Raw genomic sequence first — 22,335 nt, 5'->3', positions numbered from 1 at the left:
GGGAAGACAAGCCACATGCGGCAAATCAGGGGCGGTCGAACTCGAGGTTGTCGATCAGGCGGACTCCAGCCAGGCGTGCCGCCAACAGGGCCACCCCGCCGGTCGGGAAACCTGAATCCGGCAAGTCGAGCGTGGCGGCATCGCGCAGCACCGCGTAGTCCGGCTCGAATCCGGCCGCACCCAGGCGGGCGACCGCCTCCTCCTCGATCAACCGCCAGGCCGATGGGCGCGTGCGGACTTCGCCAACCATCCACTGCAGGGTTGCATGCAGCACCTGCGCCTGCCGGCGCTGCGCCTCATCCAGATACTGGTTGCGCGAACTCATCGCCAGACCGCCCGGCTCTCGCACGATCGGTGCGCCGACGATGTCGATCGGGAAACCGAGATCAGCGACCAGCGCGCGCACGACCAGCCACTGCTGGTAGTCCTTGCGGCCGAACACGGCGAGATCGGGCTGGACCAGATTGAACAGGCGCGCGACCACCGTGGCCACACCGTCGAAGTGCCCCGGCCGACTCGCACCATCGAGCACTTCCGTGATGCCCGGCACCGACATGCGCACGGCACGTCCGGTGCCGAGCGGATACAGCGTTGCGACGTCGGGCAGGAACAACAGGTCGCAACCGACGCGCGCGAGCTTTTCCGCATCCTGTTCGGGTGTGCGTGGATAGCGCGCGAAATCCTCGTTCGGGCCGAACTGGGTCGGGTTGACGAACACGCTGGCGACGACGAAACCGGCCCGCTCCCGTGCAAGCGCAACCAGCGACTCGTGGCCGGCATGCAGGTTGCCCATGGTCGGCACGAAACCGATGCGCAGGCCGCGCCCACGCGCCGCGCGCACGTGCTGGCGCAGATCGGCGATGGTGGTGACGGTATCCATCAGTACGAATGCTCCACGGCCGGGAAACTGCCGTCGCGCACGGCGTCGCGATAGGCGGCGAAGGCCGCCGCGATCGAATCACGACCCGCAAGGAAGTTGTGCGTGAAGCGCGGGCGCTTGCCCGACGTGAGGCCAAGCAGATCGTGGACGACGAGCACCTGGCCATCGCAAGCGGGGCCGGCGCCGATGCCGATGGTCGGGATCGCCAGCTCGCGCGTGATGCGTGCGGCCAGCGCGGCCGGCACGCATTCGAGCACGAGCGCCTCGGCACCGGCTTCGGCAATACGATGGGCGCTCTCGACCAGCTTTTCCGCCTCGTCGTCTGCACGCCCCTGCACGCGATAGCCGCCGAAGCGGTGCACCGACTGCGGCGTCAGGCCGAGATGCGCACACACAGGCACGTCGTGGCGAACGAGTGCAGCGATCACTTCGCAGACCCAGCCGGCTCCTTCCAGCTTGACCATCGCTGCGCCACCCTCGGCCATCAGCCGTGCCGCCGTCGCCAGTGCGGTCGGCACGTCGCGGAACGACATGAACGGCATGTCGGCGACGAGCAGCGCGCTGGACAGGCCGCGCGCCACCGCCGCGCAGTGGTAGACCATGGCATCGACCGTCACCGGCAGCGTGTTCGCATGACCCTGCACGACCATGCCCAGCGAATCACCGACCAGTGCAAGGTCGATGCCGCTGGCATCGAGGCAGGCGGCGAAACTCGCGTCATAGCAAGTCAGCGCGACGATCTTTTCGCCAGCCTGCTTGCGCTGACGCAACTGTGGCACGGTGAACGGAGCTCGTGCCGGCGCGGCACGCGGTGTGGGGTACATGCGGAGCGTCCAGGAATGTCGCGCGGCCGGATATCGTAGCGCGGCGGATCAAGTGAGGGATGCTCTGATCAATCCCGCAGTGGCGAGGCCTCACAACGCAACGCAGGCCTGGGCGTCGAACGTCGCCGCAAGCACGCCGACCGCCCCGTGTCCCGGAATCTCGATCGCTGGATCGATATCGAGCAGCGGCACGATCACGAAGGCGCGTTCGTGCAGGCGTGGATGGGGCAGTTCGAGACCAGCCTCGCGCACAGCACCAGCGCCGTGCAGGAGCAGATCGAGATCGAGCGTGCGCGGGCCCCATCGCCCACCATCACGGACACGGCCGTGACGGCGTTCGATCGCGAGCAGTTCATCGAGCAGCGCACGCGGCGCCAGGCCGGTTTCTATTTCGGCGACCGCATTGACGTAATCGGGCTGGACGATGCCACCCCAGGGCGGCGTGCGGTACAGGCGAGAACGCCGGCACAGGCGTGTCATCGTGATCGCGTCGATCTCGCCGAAGGCACGCAGGATGTGCTGCCGGGGAGAGTCCAGATTGCTGCCCAGGCCGATGTAGGCGAGGACGCGCGTCACTGTGGCGCCGCTGTCGGTTCCGTACCCGTCGATGCGGCGGCGGACTTGCGGCGCCGACGCGGACGCTTGCGCTTGCTCGCCGCGCCCTGCTCCGCCGGTACCGCAGGCGCTGGCGTGAGACGCTCACCGAGCACCTGTGGATCGAGATGCTGCGCCTCCGTCCACCACTCGACGAGCGGCATGAGTTCAGGTTCGTCATGCGCGCGCAGGACCAGGAAATCGAAGGCCGCACGGAAACGCGGATGCGCGAGCAGACGCATCACGCGCTTCTTCTGGCGTTGCTCGAAGCGCGGCTGCAACGCCCAGATCTCCTCCATGCCCAGGGCGAAACGGCGCGGGATCGCCACGCGCGCGGCTTGCTGGTGCATGACGCGGTCGACCGCCATCGACCAGGCAACCGCGGGATCGGAACCGTCCGCGACCATGCGTTGCGCGGTCGAGCGCACCGGCTCCCACAGCAACGCGGCAAACAGGAAAGCCGGCGTGACCGGCTTGTCGGCGCGCACGCGCTCGTCGGTGCTGGTGAAGGTGTAGCCGAGCAGGCGACCGAATTCCGCCGCACGCGGGCCGGACAGCGCCACCGCCGTGGCCGGAAACAGTTCCTTCAGCAGGCCATGGTTGTGCAGGCGGCGCAGGCTTTCGAGACCGTGTCCGGCCAGGAACAGCTTGAGCGACTCGTCGAACAGGCGTGCGGGTGCGACGTCGGCGAGCAGCGGCGCCAGTTCGGCGAACGGCGCGGCGGCCTCGGCCGCGATCTCAAAGCCGAGCTTGGCGGCAAGTCGCGCGGCACGCAGCATGCGCACCGGGTCTTCGCGGTAGCGTTGCTCGGGATCACCGATCAGGCGCAACCGGCGCTGCTGCAGGTCGTCGATGCCACCGACGTAGTCACGCACGCTGAAGTCGGCGATGTCGTAGTACAGCGCGTTGACGGTGAAGTCGCGACGGATCGCGTCTTCCTCGATGCTGCCGTAGACGTTGTCGCGCAGGATGCGACCATCGACGATGTGGCGGTCGGCGTCGCCCTCCTCGCCGGTGCCGCGGAACGTGGCGACCTCGACGATCTCGCGACCGAACACGACATGGGCGAGGCGGAAGCGCCGGCCGATGAGACGGCAGTTGCGGAACAACGCGCGCGTCTGCTCTGGAGTGGCGTCCGTGGCGACGTCGAAGTCCTTGGGATGGCCGCCGAGCAACAGGTCGCGCACGGCACCGCCGACGAGGAAGGCCTTGTAGCCGGCCTCATGCAGGCGGTAGAGCACGCGCAGCGCACCACTGGAAATGTTCTTGCGCGAGATGCCGTGCTCGGCGCGGGGAATGATGCGCAAGCCCGGCGGCACGGAGGCGGAGGCGTGGTGCGTGTTCGACTCGGATGGATTCATTCAGTACGTCGCGCGGTCGGCTCGATGGCGGACCGGCGGATTGTCGGCGGTTAGGATTCCGTTATACTACGCGCCCCGCGCGGTCCCATACAGCGCTCCCTTCGTCTAGTGGTCCAGGACACCGCCCTCTCAAGGCGGGAACACGAGTTCGAACCTCGTAGGGAGCGCCAATTATTGGTGCGATCGTCCGTGATCGCTGAGAGTGCAAGGAACTGAAATCCTCCGGCGTTTCTTCCTGGGTGGATTCCAGAAGCGGCCATCCTTGGCTGCACTTTTGATGAACATCCGGCTTCGTAGTGTAGGGACTTCGTTTCCTGGTTTTGACTTCGTTTCCTGATTTTGCTGTCGCCCGAGAATCTCCCGGCAACGACCCCAGATTGATCTGACCATGCCCTTCGTCGTCACCGAGAACTGCATCAAGTGCAAGTACACCGACTGCGTCGAGGTGTGTCCGGTCGACTGCTTCCATGAAGGGCCGAACTTCCTCGTGATCGATCCCGAGGAGTGCATCGACTGCACCCTGTGTGAGCCGGAGTGTCCGGCCAATGCAATCTATCCCGAAGATGACGTGCCCGCCGGACAGGAGGGCTTCATCGCTCTCAACGCCGAGCTCTCGAAGGGCTGGCCGGTGCTGACCGAGCGCAAGGACGCCCCGCCCGATGCCAAGGATTGGGATGGGAAGCCCGACAAGCTCAAGTATCTCGAACGCTGAACAGGCCTTGGACCGATCGTTTTCGCTGCAGGCCTCGCGGGAACGGAACGCGCCACCGCCGAACTTTTGATTCCCAATGTCGGGCCGTGCTCACAACAGGCGTTGGCGCAGCACTGCGAGCAGGTCGCGCGCGGCCTTCGTGCTGGCGGCGTCGTTGGTGCCCTCAACCACCACCATGCTGGCCTCGCCGTCCGCGCGCACACGCACGAGGAGAGGCACACGTGTGCCAACCTTGCGATCGGCCGCCCGGCCGAACGTGATCGCACGCTTGAACCAGCCCGGACGCTGACTGACCGTTGCGTTGGCGAGAACCTGGTAGGTGCCGGCCGCATCATCGCGCGACTCGATCACGGCTGCGCCGGAACGTTCGAGGGCGAGACCAACTCGCCGCCAGGCACTGGCTGGCGTGTCGGTGATGCGCAGGCCCTCGTCACCGAGCTGCGCCCCACCGGCAACCAGGGCAGCCTGCGGTGGTGCGGCCACTTCATCGATCGGCGCGCTCGACGGCGTGACATTCGTCGCGACACGTTGCTGCGGGACTGCCAGCGCACCACTCGTGTTGGGCGCTTCCAGATCGGGCGGGACTTCCAGCGGCCGCGATTGCTGAGCGGACTTGTAGGCATCGGGCTTGTTGCCGAACTTGCTGCGGATGAAACTGCAGCCGCCAAGCAGGAACGCCGTCAGCGCAACGAGGGTGGCGAGCGTGAGGATTCGCTTCACGGAATGGATTCCAGGAGGTGTGGACATGAACGGTCAGGCAGTGGCACGGATCGCCTCGACGAGCCCGAGCGCCGCCAGCACCGCGTCCGCCTGCGACTGGCGCGCGGCGGACAACGTGGTCAATGGCAGGCGTGGCGCGGCGCCACCGAAGCCAATGCGATGCAGGCACCATTTGAGCGGAATCGGGTTCGGTTCGGCACCGAGCAGATCGAAAAGTGGACCGAGACGCTGGTCGATCTCACCGGCACCGGCTCCGTCGCCCGCTGCAGCACGTTCGCACAGGGCCTGCATGGCAGCCGGCACCAGGTTCGCAGCCACAGAGATCACGCCGTCGGCGCCTGCGGCGATCGCTCGCGAGCAGGTCGGATCGTCGCCCGAGAGGACCACGAAACCATCGCTGCGCAAGGCAAGCAAGGCCTGCATGCGCTCCGGTGCAGCGACCGCTTCCTTGATGCCGACGATGCCGGCCTGCGCACGCAGGCGCGCCACGGTCTCGGGCAGGAGGTCGCAGGCGCTGCGCGTCGGCACGTTGTAGAGCAGCACCGGCATGCCGCCGTGTGCTGCGACTTCGCTGAAATGTCGATACAGGCCTTCCTGGGTCGGCCGCACATAGGCGGGCGTGACGACCAGGGCGATGTCGGCGCCGGCGTCGGCCGCACGGCGGGTCTGCGCGATCGTTTTCGCCGTCGATTGCAGGCCCGTGCCGGCAATCACCGGAATGCGCCGGTCGGCACGCTGGACGGCGAGCGCGACCAAGGCGCCGAACTCCTCGATTTCGAGCGCGGCGCCTTCGCCGGTCGAGCCGGCGACAACGAGCGCGCGCGTGCCGCCGGCGAGCTGATGGTCGATCAACCGCCCGAACGCATCGAGGTCGAGCGCCGTGCCATCGGCCGTGAACGGCGTGGCCAGTGCGCAGAGGCTTCCAGTGAGCTTCAAGGCGTCAATCGGCGTACGTGACAGGGACTCGGGATGGTAGGGCGCCCCCGGACGGAAGTCCATCGAAGGCGGGAATTCATGGGGCCACTCCGGATACACAGGGAAGCTCGCTTGCGACCCTCGGACGTGCCGCGTATTCTCGCCGACGCAGGCGCCGAGTCTGCGAGCAGGGCGCCGGTGAAGCCGTGAAGCAGGCAGGAAAGCAGGTCTTGAACGATCGCGCGCCGCGTCCGACCACGAACGAGAACCACCTGGTGGTCAGCGCCTATGCGGCGCCCGAGCATTCGCCGCTCATCGCCGTGAGCAAGCGCGTCAACGACTGCGGCTGCAATGTCGTCGAGGCGCGCGTGGCCTCGCTCGGCAGCGAACTCGGCGTGCAGGTGCTCGTGCAGGGTTCCTGGGATGCGATCGCCAAGCTCGAGAACGCACTGGCCAAGCTCGAGCGCGACGGCGGCCTGCGCCTCTCGCACTTCCGCACCAGCGCCAAGCAGCAACAGTCCAACCTTCTGCCATATGTGGTCGAAGTGATCGCCGCCGACAAGCCCGGCGTGCTGTTCCAGCTTGCCGAATTCTTCGCCTCGCACGACATCAGCATCGAGCAGTTGCACTCCACGCGCTACCGCGCAATGCAGACCGGCGCCGACATGTTCTCCGCGCAGATCACGATCGGCATCCCGAGCTCGATGCACCTGGCGGGGCTGCGCGACGATTTCCTCGAGTTCTGCGACGGGCTCAACCTCGACGCGATCATGGACCCGATGAAGTTCTGAAGTGACGAGAACAGCCGACTCCATGACGGACACACCGACGACCGCGATCGGCAAGCGCGTACCTGCGCTGGCCGGCATCACCGCCGACGGTTCGACGCTGCGCCTGTCCGGCCTGCGCGGCAAACACGTAGTCATCTATTTCTATCCAAAGGATGCGACGCCGGGCTGCACTCTCGAGGCGCAGGATTTCCGCGACCTCTACCCGAAGTTCAAGGCGCTCGGCTGCGAAATCGTCGGCGTCTCGCGTGATTCCGCCGCCTCGCATGCAAAGTTCTGCGCGAAGCAGTCCCTGCCTTTTCCGCTCGTCGCCGACGTCGACGAAACCTGGTGCAAGACCTTCGACGTGATCCGCGAGAAGGTGCTGTACGGCAAGCGCCACATGGGCATCGTGCGCAGCACCTTCCTGGTCGACACCGCAGGAGTCCTGCGCGCAGAGTGGCGTGGCGTCAAGGTACCCGGCCACGCCGCAGAAGTGCTGGAGTGGTTGGCTCGGAAGTGACGACCATTTCCCGAAACGACATGCCCCCGCGACCCGCGCCAGCACGCGACGTTGCCGCTCCACCCCGTTTCCCACCCACCGAGGCCCGTGCATGACCCGAGGCAAGCGCATCTACGTGCTCGACACCAACGTGCTGATGCACGACCCGACTTCGCTGTTCCGTTTCGAGGAACATGACGTCTTCATCCCGATGACGGTGCTCGAGGAACTCGATGCGGCGAAGAAGGGGCAATCGGAAGTTTCACGCAACGCACGCCAGGTCAGTCGCTTCATCAATGAGCTGATCGAACAGGATCGCAACCGCCGCATCGATGAAGGGCTCGACCTGCGCCTGCCGCAGGGTTTGCGACTCGACCGTTCGCCCGAAGTCGGTCGCCTCTATTTCCAGACCCAGGCCGCCGATGCACCATCGGCCAACGGCCGAAAGCGCGGCATCCCCGATAACCTGATCCTCGCCTCGGTGATCGCGTTGCGCGATGCACATCCGGAGGTTCCGGTTGTCCTCGTCACCAAGGACATCAACCTGCGCATCAAGGCGTCGATCTTCAACATCGCCGCCGAGGACTACGAGAACGACCGCGCACTCGACGATTTCAGCCTGCTCTATGCCGGTCACAACGAACTGCCGGCCGATTTCTGGGATCGCCATGCTGAACTGCGTTCGTGGTCCGAGCGCGGCCGCACGTTCTATGAGGTGACCCTCGGCAAGGACGAGGACTGGCATCCGCACCAGTTCCTCTATCTGCCCGGCGACAACGAAGTCGAACTGCGCGTCCTCGACGTCGCCGACGGCAAGGCGCTCTTGCAGATCGTCGACGACTACCGCAGTGGATCGCACACCGTGTGGGGCATCTCCGCGCGCAACCGCGAGCAGAACTTCGCGCTCAACGCGCTGATGGATCCGGAGGTCGACTTCGTCACCCTGCTCGGCACCGCCGGCACCGGCAAGACCCTGCTCGCCTTGGCCGCAGGTCTCGCCCAGGTCATGGACCAGCAGCGCTACCGCGAGATCATCATGACCCGCGCGACCGTCTCGGTTGGTGAGGACATCGGTTTCCTGCCCGGCACCGAGGAGGAAAAGATGACGCCATGGATGGGCGCGCTGACCGACAACCTCGAAGTGCTGACCTCGCCACAGGAAGGCGGCGCATGGGGCCGCGCTGCAACCAATGACCTGCTCGCCTCGCGGATCAAGATCCGTTCGATGAACTTCATGCGTGGCCGCACCTTCCTCAGCCGCTACGTCATACTCGACGAGGCGCAGAACCTGACCCCGAAGCAGATGAAGACCCTGGTCACGCGCGCCGGCCCGGGTTGCAAGATCGTCTGCCTCGGCAACGTCGAACAGATCGACACACCGTATCTCACCGAAACCACGTCGGGACTGACCTACGCGGTCGACCGCTTCAAGCAGTGGGGCCATTCCGCCCACCTGACCCTGCGCCGCGGCGAACGCTCGCGCCTGGCCGACTTCGCCTCCGAGGTGCTGTAACGACACCTCGCCGCAGGAGCCCGTTCACGGGCGATCGGGCGTGGTGACGAACGAAGGAGAAGCATCGCCCCTGAAGGGGTTCCTGCAGTGGAACGCGCCTGCCTTCGCCTTCGCGGGTCGCGGCAACAAGATGCGATCGGGACGGAATCCGTTCCGCCCGATCGCACAGCCCTGTGGAGCCTGTTGCCTGCGCCCTGGGGCGAGGGATGCTCTGATCAATCCCACAACGGCGTCATGACATCCGCAAGGTTCGCGGCGGGGTGGGCGTGCCGAAGTGCAGGCTGGTTGCCTGGGCGAGCTGCGCACGCCGCGCTGCGGGCCTTGCGGATGTCACCCCGTCATTGCGGGATGATCGGAGCATCCCTAGAAGCGCGTGGCCCAGAGTGCCTCGAACTCGACGTTGTCGCCGGTCGTGGTGTCCTGCGCGCGATGGCCTGGGACACCGAGGAAGTACGGCGAACTCGAGTACACCGCCTGCATGCTCAAACGCGAGCGCTGACCGAACGCGCGCGCGTAACCGAGTGCAACGGTGTGGTCGGCGGGATCAAGGTCGAGCGCATTGCGCAGCAGTGGCGAGGTTGGTTGCGGCTGCTGGCGCGTCGTGTAGCGCAACTCCAGCTCACCGAAGGCCGGGCGACGGAAGGTCCAGCCGGCACTGTAGACGTCGAGATCCTGCCAGGCGAACTCCGGGCTTATGCCACTGCCGAGCAAAACCAGGAAGCGGCGCGGCAGGGCAGGATTCGTGAATGTGGGCACGTGGCTGTACATGACGCGCTGCGCACCGACATCGAACGACAGCGAGGGTGTCAGCGCATAACTCAGCGACAGGGTTGCGCTGGCCGGGATGTCGAACTGGCCCGGTTCCGAATACACGCCGCGATAGCTCTTGAAGGCGTCCATGTTGACGCGCGACTGGTAGGCGACGTTCCAGCCGAGACGCTCGCCGAAGCGGTTCCCGGCATCCACGCGCAGACCACCGCCGGACGAACCCTCGCTCGGCAGGCTCGACCAGGTCGGCATGCCATCGGTTGCCGCCACCTCGCCGAAGCCGAGCGTGACGAAACGCTGGTAAGCGAGCACCGCGGTGACGCCCAATGAACCGGACCGGCCCCATGGGCGAATGTAGGATGGCGTAACGACGAGCCGCTGCAAGCCCGGGCGCGGCAGGTCACCGGCCACATCAGGTGCAGGCAGGGAGAGATTCAACGGCCGCTCGTCGAGCGCGCGACGTGCGAACGTGACACCGAAATAGGCCGACGGCTCCTGCCCCGCCGCGGACAGGGCGAAGGCGAGCGCACGTACGTCGGTGGGTGCATCGAACACTTGTGGAGCACTCGCTTGCTGCACAAGCGCCCACGAGAATCCGGGAGTGATGCTCGCCAGCGCATAGGCATGCCAACGCGCCGGCATCGACGCCTCATTCGGATCGGGAGTGGCCGCCGACGCAAAAGAAGCCGGGAGCGCCAGCGCAAGGCCGATCGCTCCCGCAAACATGCGTGCTGTTGCTGTGGATACCCGCTGCATTGCCCTGGTTGCCGCGGTGGAAGGAGTGCTGCTGTTGCGGGGCGCAGTTTGGCGCAAACGCAACAGCGGGTCAAGTACGCAACAACACGTCCAAATGGCTTGTGCGTGTGTTGTATGGACGCAGCCATGCCCTTCAGAATCGCCTCGCAGCCTCGACTGTCGCGAAAAGCCAACACCCATGAGCCGATCTCCCCCCCGCCCCATTGCCCTGACCATCGCCGGCTCCGACTCGGGCGGCGGTGCCGGCATCCAGACCGACCTGCGCACGTTCTCGGCCTTCGGCGTGCACGGCACCAGCGCGATCACCGCGGTGACGGCACAGAACACACGCGCTGTGACCGCCATCGAAATGATGCCGGCCGCCGTGGTCGAAGCGCAGATCGACGCCGTGCTCGATGACTTTCCAGTCGGCGCGATGAAGACCGGCATGCTCGGCAGCGAGCGCATCGTGCGCGCGGTGTGTGCTGCGCTCGAGCGCCACAGGGCGCGGCCGCTGGTGGTCGATCCGGTACTGGTGGCAACCTCGGGCGCGCGGCTCGCACGCGAAGGGCTGGTCGCAGCGATCCGCCGCCACCTGCTGCCGCGCGCTACCTTGCTGACCCCGAATCTACCCGAAGCCGCGCAACTGCTGGGCCGCGAACTGCGCACGCGCGACGATCTCGGCACGGCTGCACAGCGCCTGTTCGACACCGGAGCACATGCCGTGCTGGTCAAGGGCGGACACCTGGAGGGGCGCACGGTACAGGATGTGCTCGTTTCGGCGGCCGGAACCCGCTGGTTCCGCCATCCCCGCCTGCGTGGCGAGGCGCATGGCACCGGCTGCACGCTGGCAGCAGCCATCACCGCCGGGCTGGCGCGCGGTGATGCCCTCGAGGACGCAGTGGCCGCCGCCATCGAGTTCGTCCATCGCGCACTTGCGCACGGATTCCGACCCGGCAGGGGCGGATTGACCGTGCTCGACCCGCTCGCGGCAGGCGATCCGAAGGGACCGTAGGCAGCAGCCGTAGGACACGGCTTCAGCCATGATGTCTCGGCTGCACAGCATTCCAGGATTGAGCATCGCGCCTGAAGGTGTTTCCCACAGTCGCGATGCTTCATCCCTATCCGCCACGCACACGCTCGATGAGCGCGTCGGTGAAGGTCGTGGTCGTGCCCTGGCCACCCAGGTCGGGAGTGAGGCGGTCGCCAGCGGTCAGCGTGGCGCGGATCGCCTCGCGCACGTGCCGCGCGCGGTCTTCCATACCGAGGTGGCCAAGCATCTGCGCGGCACCGAGCAGCAGCGCGCAGGGATTGGCCACGCCCTTGCCGGCGATGTCCGGAGCGGAACCATGCACAGCCTCGAAGATCGCCGCCCCTTCGCCGATGTTCGCGCCCGGCGCGAGGCCGAGGCCACCGACCAGGCCCGCACACAGATCCGAAATGATGTCGCCGAACAGGTTCGTGGTGACAATCACGTCGAACTGGTGCGGATTCATCACGAGCTGCATGCAGGTATTGTCGACGATCATCTCGTTGAAGGTGATGTCCTCGTACTCGCGGGCGATATCGCGGGCGGTCTTGAGGAACAACCCGGAAGTCGTCTTCATGATGTTCGCCTTGTGCACGGCGGTGACCTTGCGTCGACCCTGGCTGCGCGCCATCTCGAAGGCGTAGCGCACGATGCGCTGGCAGCCATGGCGGGTATTGCGGATCAGCGACTGTGCGACCTCACCGTCCTCGGACAGCGTCTGGCCCTCGGAGCCGTAGGCGCCCTCGGTGTTCTCGCGCACGGTGATGATGTCGATGTTCTCGTAGCGCGCCTTCGTGCCCGGGAAGGTGATTGCCGGACGCACGTTGGCGTATAGATCGAAGCGCTTGCGCAGTTCGACGTTGAGCGAACTGAATCCACCGCCGATCGGCGTGGTCAGGGGCCCCTTGAGGGCAATCCTGTGACGTGCGATCGCATCGATCGTGGCCTGCGGCAGCAGCTCGCCAGTGTGCTGCTGGGCGGCCATTCCGGCTTCGACGAATTCATATTCCAAGCCGACATCCAGGGCGTCGAGAACGCGCAGGACCGCGTCCATGATCTCCGGCCCGATGCCGTCACCCCGAATTACCGCGATCGTCTTGCTCATCAGGAACACCGACTCCATGAAGGGACTGCCGCCACGCGGCAAATAAGGGCATTATCGCGGAAATGATCGTGCGGCGCACAACGAGAATCCCGACAAAGCTGCGGCGATTTGCCCTCGCCGCGCTGCCCCTTCTTGTGGTCGCACCGGCACTCGCGTGGGCCAACATCGACCTGAAACTCAGCCTCGTTGCCACGTCAATGCACGCACCACAGGCGCCGCCGGACCTGCGCATCGAAGCGACCTGGCCGAACACCTGCCTGCCGGCCGTCGAGGCGGTGACGATCGTGCCGGGACATATCGACGTGCACCTGCGCCAGCCCGGCACCCGCTGCACGGTCGAGCCGACGGCGTTTGCCGTCGAGGTCAACCCGGCCCGGGCTTCAGGCTGGAGCCACCTGCCACGCGATGTCTATGCGGTACGCCTGTTTCTGGCCGGCGCCGGCAGTTCCGGCAGGCTCATTGCCTTCCGCTGGCTCGATGCCGCGGCTGACAATCCGGCAACGCCCGAAAGCGGCTTTTGGTGGTCGGTTGCGAATCAACGCGACGGCGTAGCGGAACTCATCGGCAGCGGCATCAGCCTCGAACGCCAGGGCGAGCGCATCGCCGTAACCCTGTTCGGCTACGATGCCGGCCGGCCGGAATGGGCTTTCGGCAGTGGCGTGTTGCGCGGCAGCGTTGCCCACGTGCAGCTCATGCGCATGCGCGGCGGCAACGCGCCGTTCACTCCAGGCGTGTCCGCCCCGATCGCCGAGCCCGGCCCGGCCTTGCATCTGCATTTCGCCTCACCGGCGCAGGCCGAGGCCTGGATCGAGCGCGACCTGGCCGAGAGTGACCTCGGCATCGAACTGCAACCGCTGGCCCTCGCACGATCGACATTTTCGACCGCACGCGCGGGCAGCGCGTGGCAGGGGCGCTGGGTGCTGATCGGCGGCGTGCATGGCGACGCCCGAGTCATGCAGTTCAACGACGCCGCAAGCACGTCCGATGCCGACGGTTTCCGCCTGCTCGACAACAGCTTCGGGGCAGAACTCGACTGCCGTCTCGATGATGGCCCCGCCGCGTTCCCGCGGCGCTGCACGTTGCGGATCGATGGGCGATCCGCGACACACTTCGACCGCATCGGACTGGACCGCCTGCAGGGGCGCGACGGCGAGGGGCGCGTTGCCGAACTGATACGACTGCCTGAATGACGGGCAAGTCCGGGCGATGGCATCGCTCAAGCCGCGGTGCATGCATCCCAGCAACCTGCGACTTCAGCTACCGATGAGCTCGGCGAGCCGGCCGCTGCGGTCGGCGGCGACGAGATCGTCGAAGCCACCGACGTGCGTGTCGCCGATGAAGATCTGCGGAACCGTGCGCCGCCCACCCGAGCGGACCAGCATTTCGTCACGCCGCGCGGGGTTGGTGTCGATGCGGATCTCGTCGTAGTCGAACCCCTTCTGACTCAGGAAGTTCTTGGCCGCCACGCAGTAAGGGCAGATCGCGGTCGTGAAGAGTTCGACCTTGGGCATGGATTGCGGACCTCGCGCTGTGGCACCGAGGTGCCGTGATGGTATCGCCCCGAGATGCGGCCGCGGCAGGATGTTGCAAGGGCCATTCGGCTCGCAGCAGCAAGGCATCAGCGGCTGACGCCGCGCACAGGATCGATGCCGTGCGCTGGCGCCTTTGGTCGCCCCGGGCCGAACCGGTGCGCACAGCCGGCTCACATCGGCTTAAGGATTGTGGCGCTAGACTCGGGAGCGCCGTGACCGAACCCATTCGCGGCCGCAGCCGCTCCTGCGAGGCCCTGGTTCCATCGGAGCGACTTTGGCCGCAGATAGATTGACCGCCCATCTGTTCCATCAATCCGTATCGCGGAGCGTCCCATGCTTGCCCGCCGCCTGCTCCCTCTCGTTCTCTCCAGCTTGCTGACCGGCCTGGCTGGTGCGCAGGAACCGCCGCGTCTGCCCGACATCGGCAGCTCCGCAGCCAGTGCAGCGACGCCTGCCGAAATGCGCGAGTATGGAGCCAGCATGTTGCGCGAGTTGCGCGCGTACAACCTCATCTTCGACGATCCACTGGTGAGCGACTACTTGCGTTCCCTCGGCTACCGGCTGGTTTCCTACAGTGAAGGTGCCGGTCAGCCGTTCACTTTCTTCGTCGTGCGCAGCAACGACATCAATGCCTTCGCCGCGCCGGGCGGCTATCTCGGCTTCAATATCGGCCTCATCACCTCGGTGGGCAGCGAGGACGAACTCGCCGCCGTGATGGGTCACGAGATCGCCCACATCACACAGCAGCATACGCTGCGCGCGTTCGAGGATTCGAAAAAGGTCTCGCTGCCCATCGCGCTGGCGATGCTCGGCGTGCTGGCCGCCGCGAGCGGACGCAGCGACGACACGGGCGAAGCGGCGATCATGGCCGGCATGTCGCTGATTCAGCAGCGCGCGATCAACTTCACGCGCTACGACGAAATGGAAGCGGATCGCGTCGGCATCCAGACGCTGGCGCGCGCGGGCTATGATCCGCTGGCGATGGCCGATACCTTCGCCATGTTCCAGCGCATCATGCGCACAAACGGTATCGACATTCCCGAGTTCCTGCGCACGCACCCGGTCGACGTCACCCGCATCGCCGACGCGAAATCGCGCGCGGAAGCGCTGTCGAAGGCGCACGCGAACAGTTTCGGTCGCGTCGAGCACACCGGCCAAGCCGCGTCAGAGGCTTGCGCCGGCGTCGCCCGCATCGGCGAGCTCGAACCCACGCGCACGCTGGCCTGCCAGCCGGCGCCGCTCAGACTGGCGGTACCGACCGCGCCCGGCACACTCGGCTCACGCACGCGCGGCGCTGATGCGAAAGCACCGGTCTACTTCGAACTGATGCGCGAGCGCGCACGCGTGCTCAACGCCGATTCGGTAAACGCGATCCTGCGCTACTACGCCGATGAGCTGCGCAGCAATCCCTCATTCGACACACCAGCGAACCGCTATGGGTACGCCCTGTCGCTGTGGCGCGCGCGCCAGTCGAAGGAAGCCGTCGAAGCATTCGACGCACTCGTCACGGCCCATCCAGGCCAGTCGGTGTTCGAACTCGGCCTCGCCGCCGCCGAAGATCAGGCCGGCCGCAAGCGCGAGGCACTGGAACGCTATGCACGCATCAGCGCCGATTTCCCCGGCAACCGGGCGATCACCCTCGCCTATTCGGATGCCCTGCTCGCCGGTACCGACAAGGGTTCGGCACGCAAGGCGCAGGATCTGTTGCGACCACTGGTGCAGCGCCACGGCGACGACCCGGAGTTGCAGCGCGCCTTCGGCCGCGCCTGTGAGCTCGGCGGTGACAAGGTACGCGCCGCCGAGGCGTTCGCCGAGATGACCTTCCTCAACGGTCGCCCGGAGGATGCTCTCAACCAGCTCAAGGCGCTGACCAAGGATGGTGAGCTCGACTACTATCAGCGCGCGCGCGTCGAGGCACGTATCACCTCGATGACGCCGGTCGTGTTGGACCTGCGCAAGCGCGGCATGAAGGGCGCCGGCAAAGATGACAACGGTGTGAGTGCGATGGATTGCCCGGAGCGCCTCTGCCTCGGCATGTCATCGCCACGTAACAATCGTGGGTTGCAATGATCGCGTCACAAGGCGCCCATGACGGGGCCATCACCGACGATACCGTGCAGAAACGCGTCCTGATCGTGGAAGACGAACCGGCGATCCGCGACATGGTCGCCTTCGCCCTGCGCAAGGCCGGCATGGAAGCGATCCACGCCGCTGATGCGCGCAGCGCACAGACCGCGATCGGCGACCGCATCCCCGACCTGATCGTGCTCGACTGGATGCTGCCCGGCACTCCCGGCATCGACTTCGCCCGTCGCCTGCGCAAGGACGACCTCACCCGCGACATCCCGATCATCATGCTGACCGCGCGCGGCGAGGAGACCGACCGCGTCAACGGCCTCGATGCAGGCGTCGACGACTACGTGGTCAAGCCCTTCTCGGCGCGTGAATTGATTGCACGCATCCGTGCCGTGCTGCGCCGAACCCACGGCGCGGACACAGAGGGCGTCATCGAGATCGCCGGCCTGCGCATCGACAGCGCTGCACACCGCGTGTTCGCCGGCGACCAGACCGTGCCGATCGGCCCGACCGAATACCGCCTGCTGCACTTCTTCATGACTCACCCGGAACGCGTCTACACGCGCAGCCAACTCCTCGACCACGTGTGGGGTGGTGGCGTCTATGTCGAGGAGCGCACCGTCGACGTGCATATCCGCCGCCTGCGAATGACGCTGGAGCCTCACGGCAAGGATGGCCTTGTGCAGACCGTACGTGGCGCCGGCTACCGCTTCTCCGCAAACGTGTGAAAGCCCGGGCCGCCCGCCGCCGCACCGCGCTGGTCAGCCTGGTGCGCGCATTCCGCGACGCCGCCGCGGCGCTGCCCGACGCGCTCGTCGCCATCGATGACGAGCGCCGCATCCGCTGGTTCAACACCGCGGCCGGTCGCCTGCTGGGGCTCACCTGGCCCGATCATCTGGGCCATCGCGTCGACGAGGTCGTGGCGATCCCCGGGATCCGCGAATGGATCGCATCCGGCGGAGCCGAGTCGCTGCCGGATGTAACCGCTCCGGGCGATGCCGAAGTGCACCTCGGCATGCGCTTGATCCCGTACGCCGACGACCATGCGTTGCTGCTCGGCCGCGACATCAGCCAGGTGCTGCGCCTCGAGAAGGTGCGTCGCGACTTCGTTGCCAACGTCTCGCATGAACTGCGCACGCCGTTGACCGTGGTGCATGGCTACCTCGATCTGATCGAACCCGAGCAGATTCCGGAATACGAATCGATCCTGCGCGAACTGCGCAACCAGTCACGGCGCATGACCCAGATCGTCGAAGACCTGCTCACGTTGTCGCGTCTGGATGCCGAGGACGCCCTGCCCGAAACGCGCGTGGCGATGGGGCCGCTGCTGCGCACCCTGATGCGCGACGCCGAGGGCCTGAGCCGCGGCCGCCACGAGATCACCATCGAAGCGACCAGCGAACACGATCTGCTCGGCTCGCCGAAGGATCTCTACAGCGCGTTTTCGAACCTGGTCAGCAATGCCGTACGCTACACGCCGGTTGGTGGCCGCATCGCCATCGCCTGGCAAACCGATACCAACGGCGGGCGTCTGGCGGTGCGCGATACCGGCCACGGTATCTCGCCCCAGCACCTGCCGCGCCTGACCGAGCGCTTCTACCGGGTCTCGACCAGCCGTTCGCGCGAAACCGGCGGCACCGGTCTCGGCCTGTCCATCGTCAAGCACGTCCTGCAACTGCACGGAGCTCACCTCGAGGTGCACAGCGAAGTCGGCGCCGGCAGCACGTTTGCGTGTATCTTCGGTGCGGAGCGGCTGCTCCCGCCGGAACCGCTCTGCGAGGAAGCCTGAGCATGACCAACCACGCCGCCAGTCTCGATGTCGATGCCAATGCCGAAGCATCCGCCGTCGTGGCATCCGCGGCCGCCCACACGTTGCCCGATTTCAACGACCCTACGCTCTACCTCAACCGCGAACTCGCCCAGATCGAGTTCAACATGCGTGTGATGGCTCAGGCCGAGGATGCGCGCAACCCGCTGCTCGAACGCCTGCGCTTCATGTGCATCTCGTGCACCAATCTCGACGAGTTCTTCGAGGTGCGCGTGGCTATTCTCAAGCACCACCTCTCGTTCGGCGACGTGCGGCCAGGAGCCGATGCGATGCCCCCCGGTGAAGTGCTTGCGCGCATCCGCGAGCGCACCCTGGCCCTGGTCAAGAAGCAGTACGACTGCTGGAACGACAGCCTTCTCCCCGAGCTCGAACGTGAAGGCATCCGGTTCCTGCGCCGGGAAGCGTGGACGGTCAAGCAGCGCCGCTGGCTGCAGGGCTATTTCCGCAACGAAACGCTGCCGGTGTTGTCGCCGCTCGGTCTCGACCCGGCACACCCATTCCCACGCATCCTCAACAAGAGCCTTACTCTCGCCGTCGTGCTCAAGGGCAAGGATGCATTTGGCCGGGAAGGCCACATGGCCCTGCTGCGTGCGCCGCGCTCGCTGCCACGCATCATCCGCCTGCCGGCCGAAGTCGCCGAAGCACAGTACGAGTTCGTATTTCTCTCCGAGGTGCTGCACGAGTTCATGGACGAGCTGTTCCCAGGCATGCAGGTCAAGGGCTCGTATCAGTTCCGCGTGACGCGCAACAGCGAGCTGTCGGTCGACGAAGAAGAGGTCGAGAACCTTGCCCTCGCCCTGCGCGAGGAACTGCGTGGTCGTGGCTATGCGCGTGCGGTTCGCCTCGAGATCGGTGCGAACTGCCCGAAGGCAATCACCGCGATGCTCAAGCAGAACTTCGAGCTGAGCGACCAGGACATCTACCGCTGCGAAGGGCCGGTCAACGTCAGTCGCAGCAGCGCCGTCTACGACCAGATCGATCGTCCGGACCTCAAGTTCGCACCATTCACGCCGCGCGTGCATCCCGCTGCGAACGCCGATACGACCTTGTTCGATGCAATCCGCGAACGCGACATCCTGCTGCACCATCCGTTCGAGTCGTTCGCCATCGTCACCGACCTGGTCAGGCAGGCCAGCCTCGACCCTGACGTCCTGGCGATCAAGCAAACGCTCTACCGTGCCGGCCACGACTCGCCGCTGGTCGACTCACTGATCGAGGCTGCGCGCCAGGGCAAGGACGTGACCGTGGTCGTCGAGTTGCGCGCGCGCTTCGACGAGGAGGCGAACCTGCGTCTGGCCAATCGCCTGCAAGAAGCCGGCGTACAGGTCGTGTATGGCGTGGTCGGCTACAAGACACACGCAAAGATGCTGCTGATCGTGCGCCGCGAAGCGGGCAGCCTGCGCCGTTACGTGCATCTATCGACGGGCAACTATCACCAGGTCACCTCGCGCACCTATACCGACTTCGGCCTGATGACAGCCGACCCCGAGATCGGCGAGGACGCCCATCTGTTGTTCCTGCAACTGTCCGGGCTTGGCCCGATCATCAAGCTCAAGCAGCTGCTGCATTCTCCGTTCACCCTGCACAGGGGCCTGATGGAGAAGATCGAGCGCGAGACCACGCACGCACGCGCCGGCCGCCCGGCGCGCATCAAGGCGAAGATCAATGCCCTGAACGAGCCGGCAGTGATCTCTGCGCTATACGAGGCCTCCTGCGCCGGCGTACAGATCGACCTCATCGTGCGCGGAGCCTGCACGCTGCGACCCGGCATCCCAGGCGTCTCCGCGAACATCCGCGTGCGCTCGATCGTCGGCCGCTTCCTCGAACACAGCCGCGTGTACTGGTTCCACAACGGTGGCGAACCGGAAATCTACTGCTCGAGCGCAGACTGGCTCGACCGCAATCTGCTGCGACGCGTGGAAACCTGTTTCCCGATCCGCGATGCGGAGTTGGCCGCGCGCGTGCATGACGAGGCGCTCGACAACTACCTTGCCGACAATACACAGGCATGGAGCCTCGGTGCCGACGGCAGTTATGCGCATCTGCGCCACGACGATGAGCCCGCGCATTCCGCGCAGGCCGCCCTGCTCACGAAACTCTGCGGCTGATGCCCGCTGACCTTGCCAGGCCGATCAAGGACGGCGATCTGTTCGCTGCGGCCGACCTCGGCTCGAACAGTTTCCACTTGATCGTCGCCCGTTACAGCCACGGCGAGCTTCGTGTCATTGACCGTCTGCGCGAGAACGTGCGTCTTGCCGCCGGTCTGCGTGCCGACGGCACGCTCACGCGCGAGCGGCGCGAGGCCGCTTTCGCCTGCCTTGCCCGCTTCGGCCAGCGACTCGCCGGCTTTGCCGCCGAGCGCGTGCGCGCCGTGGCGACCAATGCGGTGCGCCAACTCGCGCATCCTCAGGCGTTCCTGCTGCCTGCCGAAACCGCGCTAGGCCACCCGATCGAGATCGTCTCCGGTCGCGAGGAAGCACGCCTGATCTACCAAGGTGTCGCTCACGGCCTGCCTCTGGCCGAACACAGGCGCCTCGTCGTCGATATCGGCGGCGGCAGTACCGAGTTCATCATCGGCCGCGGCTTCGACGCGCTCGAACGCGAAAGCCTCCAGGTCGGCAGCATCGCCAGCACGCTGCGCTTCTTCGGTGACGGCAAGATCACCGCGCGGCGCTGGCAGCAAGCCAAGGGTGAGATAGCCGTCGAACTGCAACAGTTCGGCGCTCACTATCGCGAACGCGGCTGGACCGAGGCGATCGGCTCCTCCGGCACAGCCAAGTCGATCGGCTCCATCGTGCAGGCCAACGGCTGGAGCGACGGCGGCATCAGCGCCGCCTCGCTCGAAAGGCTGCGCGAAGCGATCCTGCGCTGCGGCGACAGCACGCTTCTCGACCTGCCCGGACTGGCTGGCGACCGCGCGCCGATCATCGCCGGTGGCGTGGTCATCCTCGAAACGGTATTCGACACATTTCGACTCGACCGCATGGGCGTGTGCGAGACGGCCATGCGTGAAGGCCTGCTGTACGACATGCTTGGCCGCGCCCGTCAAGCCGACCCGCGCCATACCAGCATCAGCGCGCTCGCCCAGCGCAACGATGTCGACCAGGCCCAGGCTGCGCGCGTCAGCCGCACCGCCACCCTGCTGTTCGACCAGGTCGCCGATGCCTGGCAGCTCGATGCGCAGGCGCGCGACCTGCTCGGCTGGTGCGCGCAGATCCACGAGATTGGCCTCGCCATCGCACACAGCCAGCACCACATCCACGGCGCCTACATCGCAGCCAACTCCGATCTTGCGGGTTTCGGCAACCAGGAACAGGCATTGCTCGCCGCAATCCTGCGCTCGCACCGGCGGCGCCCTGACAATGAACAATTGAGCGCACTGCCGACGCGCATGCAACCCGGCGCGCAGCGACTCACGGCCCTGCTGCGCCTGGCCGTGCTGCTGCACCGCGCTCGCGGCGATGACGCCTTGCCGCCGCTGCGCCTCACCGCTGCCGGAAGCCAGCTAGTGCTCGAATTGCCGCGCAACTGGCTCGAACAGCACCCGCTGAGCCGGGTCGATCTCGACCAGGAGCGCGACTATCTCAAGCACCTCGACATCAAGCTGCAGGTGGCGAAGGGCTGAATGGAACTCCGACGGACGATCAGGGAAGGTCTGATCAAATCCCTTCGCGGCTGAAGCCGCTCCCACAAGACCTTGATTTCGTGGGCAGACTTCCGTCGCGAAGGGCGGAATCAGAGCATCCCCAAGGATTCGTGATTCGGAAGATCGCGAGCTTCTCCCGGAAACACAGGCGGTTCCTGCCGCGCGCGCGAGCGCCTATCATGCGCAGTCCATTCCACCATGAGGTCCTTCCATGATCGCTCGCGCCCTCCTCCTGACCCTGCTGCTGCCGCTCGCAGCGTTCGCCCAGTCCAGCGCCACGGCAAACCCCGCCGAGCCCCAGGCCGAGAAGGCGGCCAACCCGCAGGTCCTCATCAAGACCAGCCTCGGCGACATCACCGTCGAACTCGATGCGCAGAAGGCACCGAAGAGCGTCGAGAACTTCCTCCAGTACACCAAGGACGGCTTCTACGACGGCACGATCTTCCACCGCGTCATCGGCAACTTCATGATCCAGGGTGGCGGCTTCACCCCCGACCTGCGCCAGAAGCCGACCCGCGCCTCGATCCCGAACGAGGCCAAGAACGGCCTGTCCAACCGTCGCGGCACGATCGCCATGGCGCGCACGCCCGATCCGAACTCGGCGACTGCCCAGTTCTTCATCAACGTCGTCGACAACCGCATGCTCGACTACGTCAGCGACGAGCGCGCCGAGACCTGGGGTTATGCCGTGTTCGGCAAGGTCGTCAACGGCATGGACGTAGTCGACCAGATCAAGGCCATGCCGACCGGCCCCAAGGGACCGTTCCGCAGCGACGTGCCGACGACCGACATCGTCATCGAGAAGGTTTCGGTGATCGAGTGACGCT

The 22,335-nt window shown here is 66.1% G+C and carries 21 protein-coding genes and 1 tRNA gene; 13 read left to right on the top strand and 9 right to left on the bottom strand.

The annotated features are described in order from the left end of the window. Positions 1 to 25 precede the first annotated feature (25 nt). The 4 genes from panC to pcnB all read right to left on the bottom strand — a co-directional run bounded on the left by panC (position 26) and on the right by pcnB (position 3,659). Positions 26 to 883, bottom strand: a complete 858-nt coding sequence (gene panC / locus KF907_RS10030; protein WP_291220305.1) for a pantoate--beta-alanine ligase — start codon at positions 881 to 883, stop codon at positions 26 to 28. Then, complete coding sequence (gene panB / locus KF907_RS10025; RefSeq protein ID WP_291219999.1) at positions 880 to 1,704, bottom strand: 3-methyl-2-oxobutanoate hydroxymethyltransferase; 825 nt, start codon at positions 1,702 to 1,704, stop codon at positions 880 to 882. The genes panC and panB overlap by 4 nt, the downstream gene beginning before the upstream one ends. Before the next feature lie 90 nt (positions 1,705 to 1,794). Next, positions 1,795 to 2,280: a 2-amino-4-hydroxy-6-hydroxymethyldihydropteridine diphosphokinase gene (folK, locus tag KF907_RS10020; RefSeq protein WP_291219998.1), complete on the bottom strand. Its 486-nt coding sequence runs from the start codon at positions 2,278 to 2,280 to the stop codon at positions 1,795 to 1,797. Further along, on the bottom strand, positions 2,277 to 3,659 hold the full coding sequence (gene pcnB, locus KF907_RS10015; RefSeq protein ID WP_291219997.1) for a polynucleotide adenylyltransferase PcnB: 1,383 nt from the start codon (positions 3,657 to 3,659) through the stop codon (positions 2,277 to 2,279). The genes folK and pcnB overlap by 4 nt, the downstream gene beginning before the upstream one ends. Before the next feature lie 94 nt (positions 3,660 to 3,753). Here pcnB and KF907_RS10010 point away from each other — a divergent pair. Both KF907_RS10010 and fdxA read left to right on the top strand, forming a co-directional pair. Continuing rightward, a tRNA-Glu gene (locus KF907_RS10010) sits at positions 3,754 to 3,829 on the top strand. Positions 3,830 to 4,047: 218 nt separating this feature from the next. After that, positions 4,048 to 4,371, top strand: a complete 324-nt coding sequence (gene fdxA, locus KF907_RS10005) for a ferredoxin FdxA (protein ID WP_291219996.1) — start codon at positions 4,048 to 4,050, stop codon at positions 4,369 to 4,371. 90 nt (positions 4,372 to 4,461) lie between these two features. On the opposite strand, the gene KF907_RS10000 is transcribed toward fdxA, so the two are convergent. Further along, the gene (locus tag KF907_RS10000) at positions 4,462 to 5,091 is read right to left on the bottom strand and encodes a hypothetical protein (RefSeq protein WP_291219995.1); all 630 of its coding nucleotides are present in this window, start codon (positions 5,089 to 5,091) and stop codon (positions 4,462 to 4,464) included. Positions 5,092 to 5,124: 33 nt separating this feature from the next. Next, positions 5,125 to 6,027 (bottom strand): 4-hydroxy-tetrahydrodipicolinate synthase, encoded by a 903-nt coding sequence (dapA, locus tag KF907_RS09995; RefSeq protein WP_291219994.1) that lies wholly within the window; start codon positions 6,025 to 6,027, stop codon positions 5,125 to 5,127. Positions 6,028 to 6,236: 209 nt separating this feature from the next. Here dapA and KF907_RS09990 point away from each other — a divergent pair, with 209 nt between their 5' ends. The 3 genes from KF907_RS09990 to KF907_RS09980 all read left to right on the top strand — a co-directional run bounded on the left by KF907_RS09990 (position 6,237) and on the right by KF907_RS09980 (position 8,788). Next, the gene (locus KF907_RS09990; protein ID WP_291219993.1) at positions 6,237 to 6,797 is read left to right on the top strand and encodes a glycine cleavage system transcriptional repressor; all 561 of its coding nucleotides are present in this window, start codon (positions 6,237 to 6,239) and stop codon (positions 6,795 to 6,797) included. Positions 6,798 to 6,819: 22 nt separating this feature from the next. Next, positions 6,820 to 7,296, top strand: coding sequence for a peroxiredoxin (locus tag KF907_RS09985; protein ID WP_291219992.1), 477 nt, complete (start codon positions 6,820 to 6,822; stop codon positions 7,294 to 7,296). A gap of 91 nt (positions 7,297 to 7,387) precedes the next feature. Then, a complete protein-coding gene (locus KF907_RS09980; protein WP_291219991.1) occupies positions 7,388 to 8,788 on the top strand; it encodes a PhoH family protein in 1,401 nt (466 codons plus the stop codon). Between the two features lie 363 nt (positions 8,789 to 9,151). Here the strand turns inward: KF907_RS09980 and KF907_RS09975 are convergent, their stop codons facing one another. Further along, the gene (locus KF907_RS09975; RefSeq protein ID WP_291219990.1) at positions 9,152 to 10,198 is read right to left on the bottom strand and encodes a hypothetical protein; all 1,047 of its coding nucleotides are present in this window, start codon (positions 10,196 to 10,198) and stop codon (positions 9,152 to 9,154) included. Between the two features lie 292 nt (positions 10,199 to 10,490). Between KF907_RS09975 and thiD the strand changes: the two genes are divergently transcribed. Next, positions 10,491 to 11,306 (top strand): bifunctional hydroxymethylpyrimidine kinase/phosphomethylpyrimidine kinase, encoded by an 816-nt coding sequence (thiD, locus tag KF907_RS09970; protein ID WP_291219989.1) that lies wholly within the window; start codon positions 10,491 to 10,493, stop codon positions 11,304 to 11,306. A gap of 106 nt (positions 11,307 to 11,412) precedes the next feature. Here the strand turns inward: thiD and KF907_RS09965 are convergent, their stop codons facing one another. Continuing rightward, entirely contained in the window at positions 11,413 to 12,426 is a 1,014-nt protein-coding gene (locus KF907_RS09965) for an isocitrate dehydrogenase (protein WP_291219988.1), read from the bottom strand. Between the two features lie 68 nt (positions 12,427 to 12,494). Here KF907_RS09965 and KF907_RS09960 point away from each other — a divergent pair, with 68 nt between their 5' ends. Then, the gene (locus KF907_RS09960) at positions 12,495 to 13,616 is read left to right on the top strand and encodes a hypothetical protein (protein ID WP_291219987.1); all 1,122 of its coding nucleotides are present in this window, start codon (positions 12,495 to 12,497) and stop codon (positions 13,614 to 13,616) included. Between the two features lie 63 nt (positions 13,617 to 13,679). Here KF907_RS09960 and grxC read toward each other — a convergent pair whose 3' ends face one another. Then, entirely contained in the window at positions 13,680 to 13,937 is a 258-nt protein-coding gene (grxC, locus tag KF907_RS09955; RefSeq protein WP_291219986.1) for a glutaredoxin 3, read from the bottom strand. A 354-nt stretch (positions 13,938 to 14,291) separates the two neighbouring features. Here grxC and KF907_RS09950 point away from each other — a divergent pair, with 354 nt between their 5' ends. The 6 genes from KF907_RS09950 to KF907_RS09925 all read left to right on the top strand — a co-directional run bounded on the left by KF907_RS09950 (position 14,292) and on the right by KF907_RS09925 (position 22,331). Next, positions 14,292 to 16,028, top strand: a complete 1,737-nt coding sequence (locus KF907_RS09950) for a M48 family metalloprotease (RefSeq protein ID WP_291219985.1) — start codon at positions 14,292 to 14,294, stop codon at positions 16,026 to 16,028. Positions 16,029 to 16,072: 44 nt separating this feature from the next. Beyond that, the gene (phoB, locus tag KF907_RS09945) at positions 16,073 to 16,762 is read left to right on the top strand and encodes a phosphate regulon transcriptional regulator PhoB (RefSeq protein WP_291220303.1); all 690 of its coding nucleotides are present in this window, start codon (positions 16,073 to 16,075) and stop codon (positions 16,760 to 16,762) included. Then, on the top strand, positions 16,759 to 17,823 hold the full coding sequence (gene phoR / locus KF907_RS09940) for a phosphate regulon sensor histidine kinase PhoR (protein WP_291219984.1): 1,065 nt from the start codon (positions 16,759 to 16,761) through the stop codon (positions 17,821 to 17,823). Before phoB ends, phoR begins: the two co-directional genes overlap by 4 nt. Before the next feature lie 2 nt (positions 17,824 to 17,825). Next, positions 17,826 to 19,970: a polyphosphate kinase 1 gene (gene ppk1, locus KF907_RS09935; protein ID WP_291219983.1), complete on the top strand. Its 2,145-nt coding sequence runs from the start codon at positions 17,826 to 17,828 to the stop codon at positions 19,968 to 19,970. Then, positions 19,970 to 21,487 carry a Ppx/GppA phosphatase family protein gene (locus KF907_RS09930; RefSeq protein ID WP_291219982.1) on the top strand — a complete coding sequence of 506 codons (1,518 nt, stop codon included), beginning with the start codon at positions 19,970 to 19,972 and terminating at the stop codon, positions 21,485 to 21,487. The genes ppk1 and KF907_RS09930 overlap by 1 nt, the downstream gene beginning before the upstream one ends. Before the next feature lie 232 nt (positions 21,488 to 21,719). After that, positions 21,720 to 22,331, top strand: a complete 612-nt coding sequence (locus KF907_RS09925; protein ID WP_291219981.1) for a peptidylprolyl isomerase — start codon at positions 21,720 to 21,722, stop codon at positions 22,329 to 22,331. Positions 22,332 to 22,335: the final 4 nt, after the last annotated feature.

Source organism: Dokdonella sp. (assembly GCF_019634775.1).
Classification (GTDB): domain Bacteria; phylum Pseudomonadota; class Gammaproteobacteria; order Xanthomonadales; family Rhodanobacteraceae; genus Dokdonella.
The sequence above is the reverse complement of the archived record's forward strand: the minus strand, read 5'-3'. Positions and strand labels throughout refer to the sequence as shown.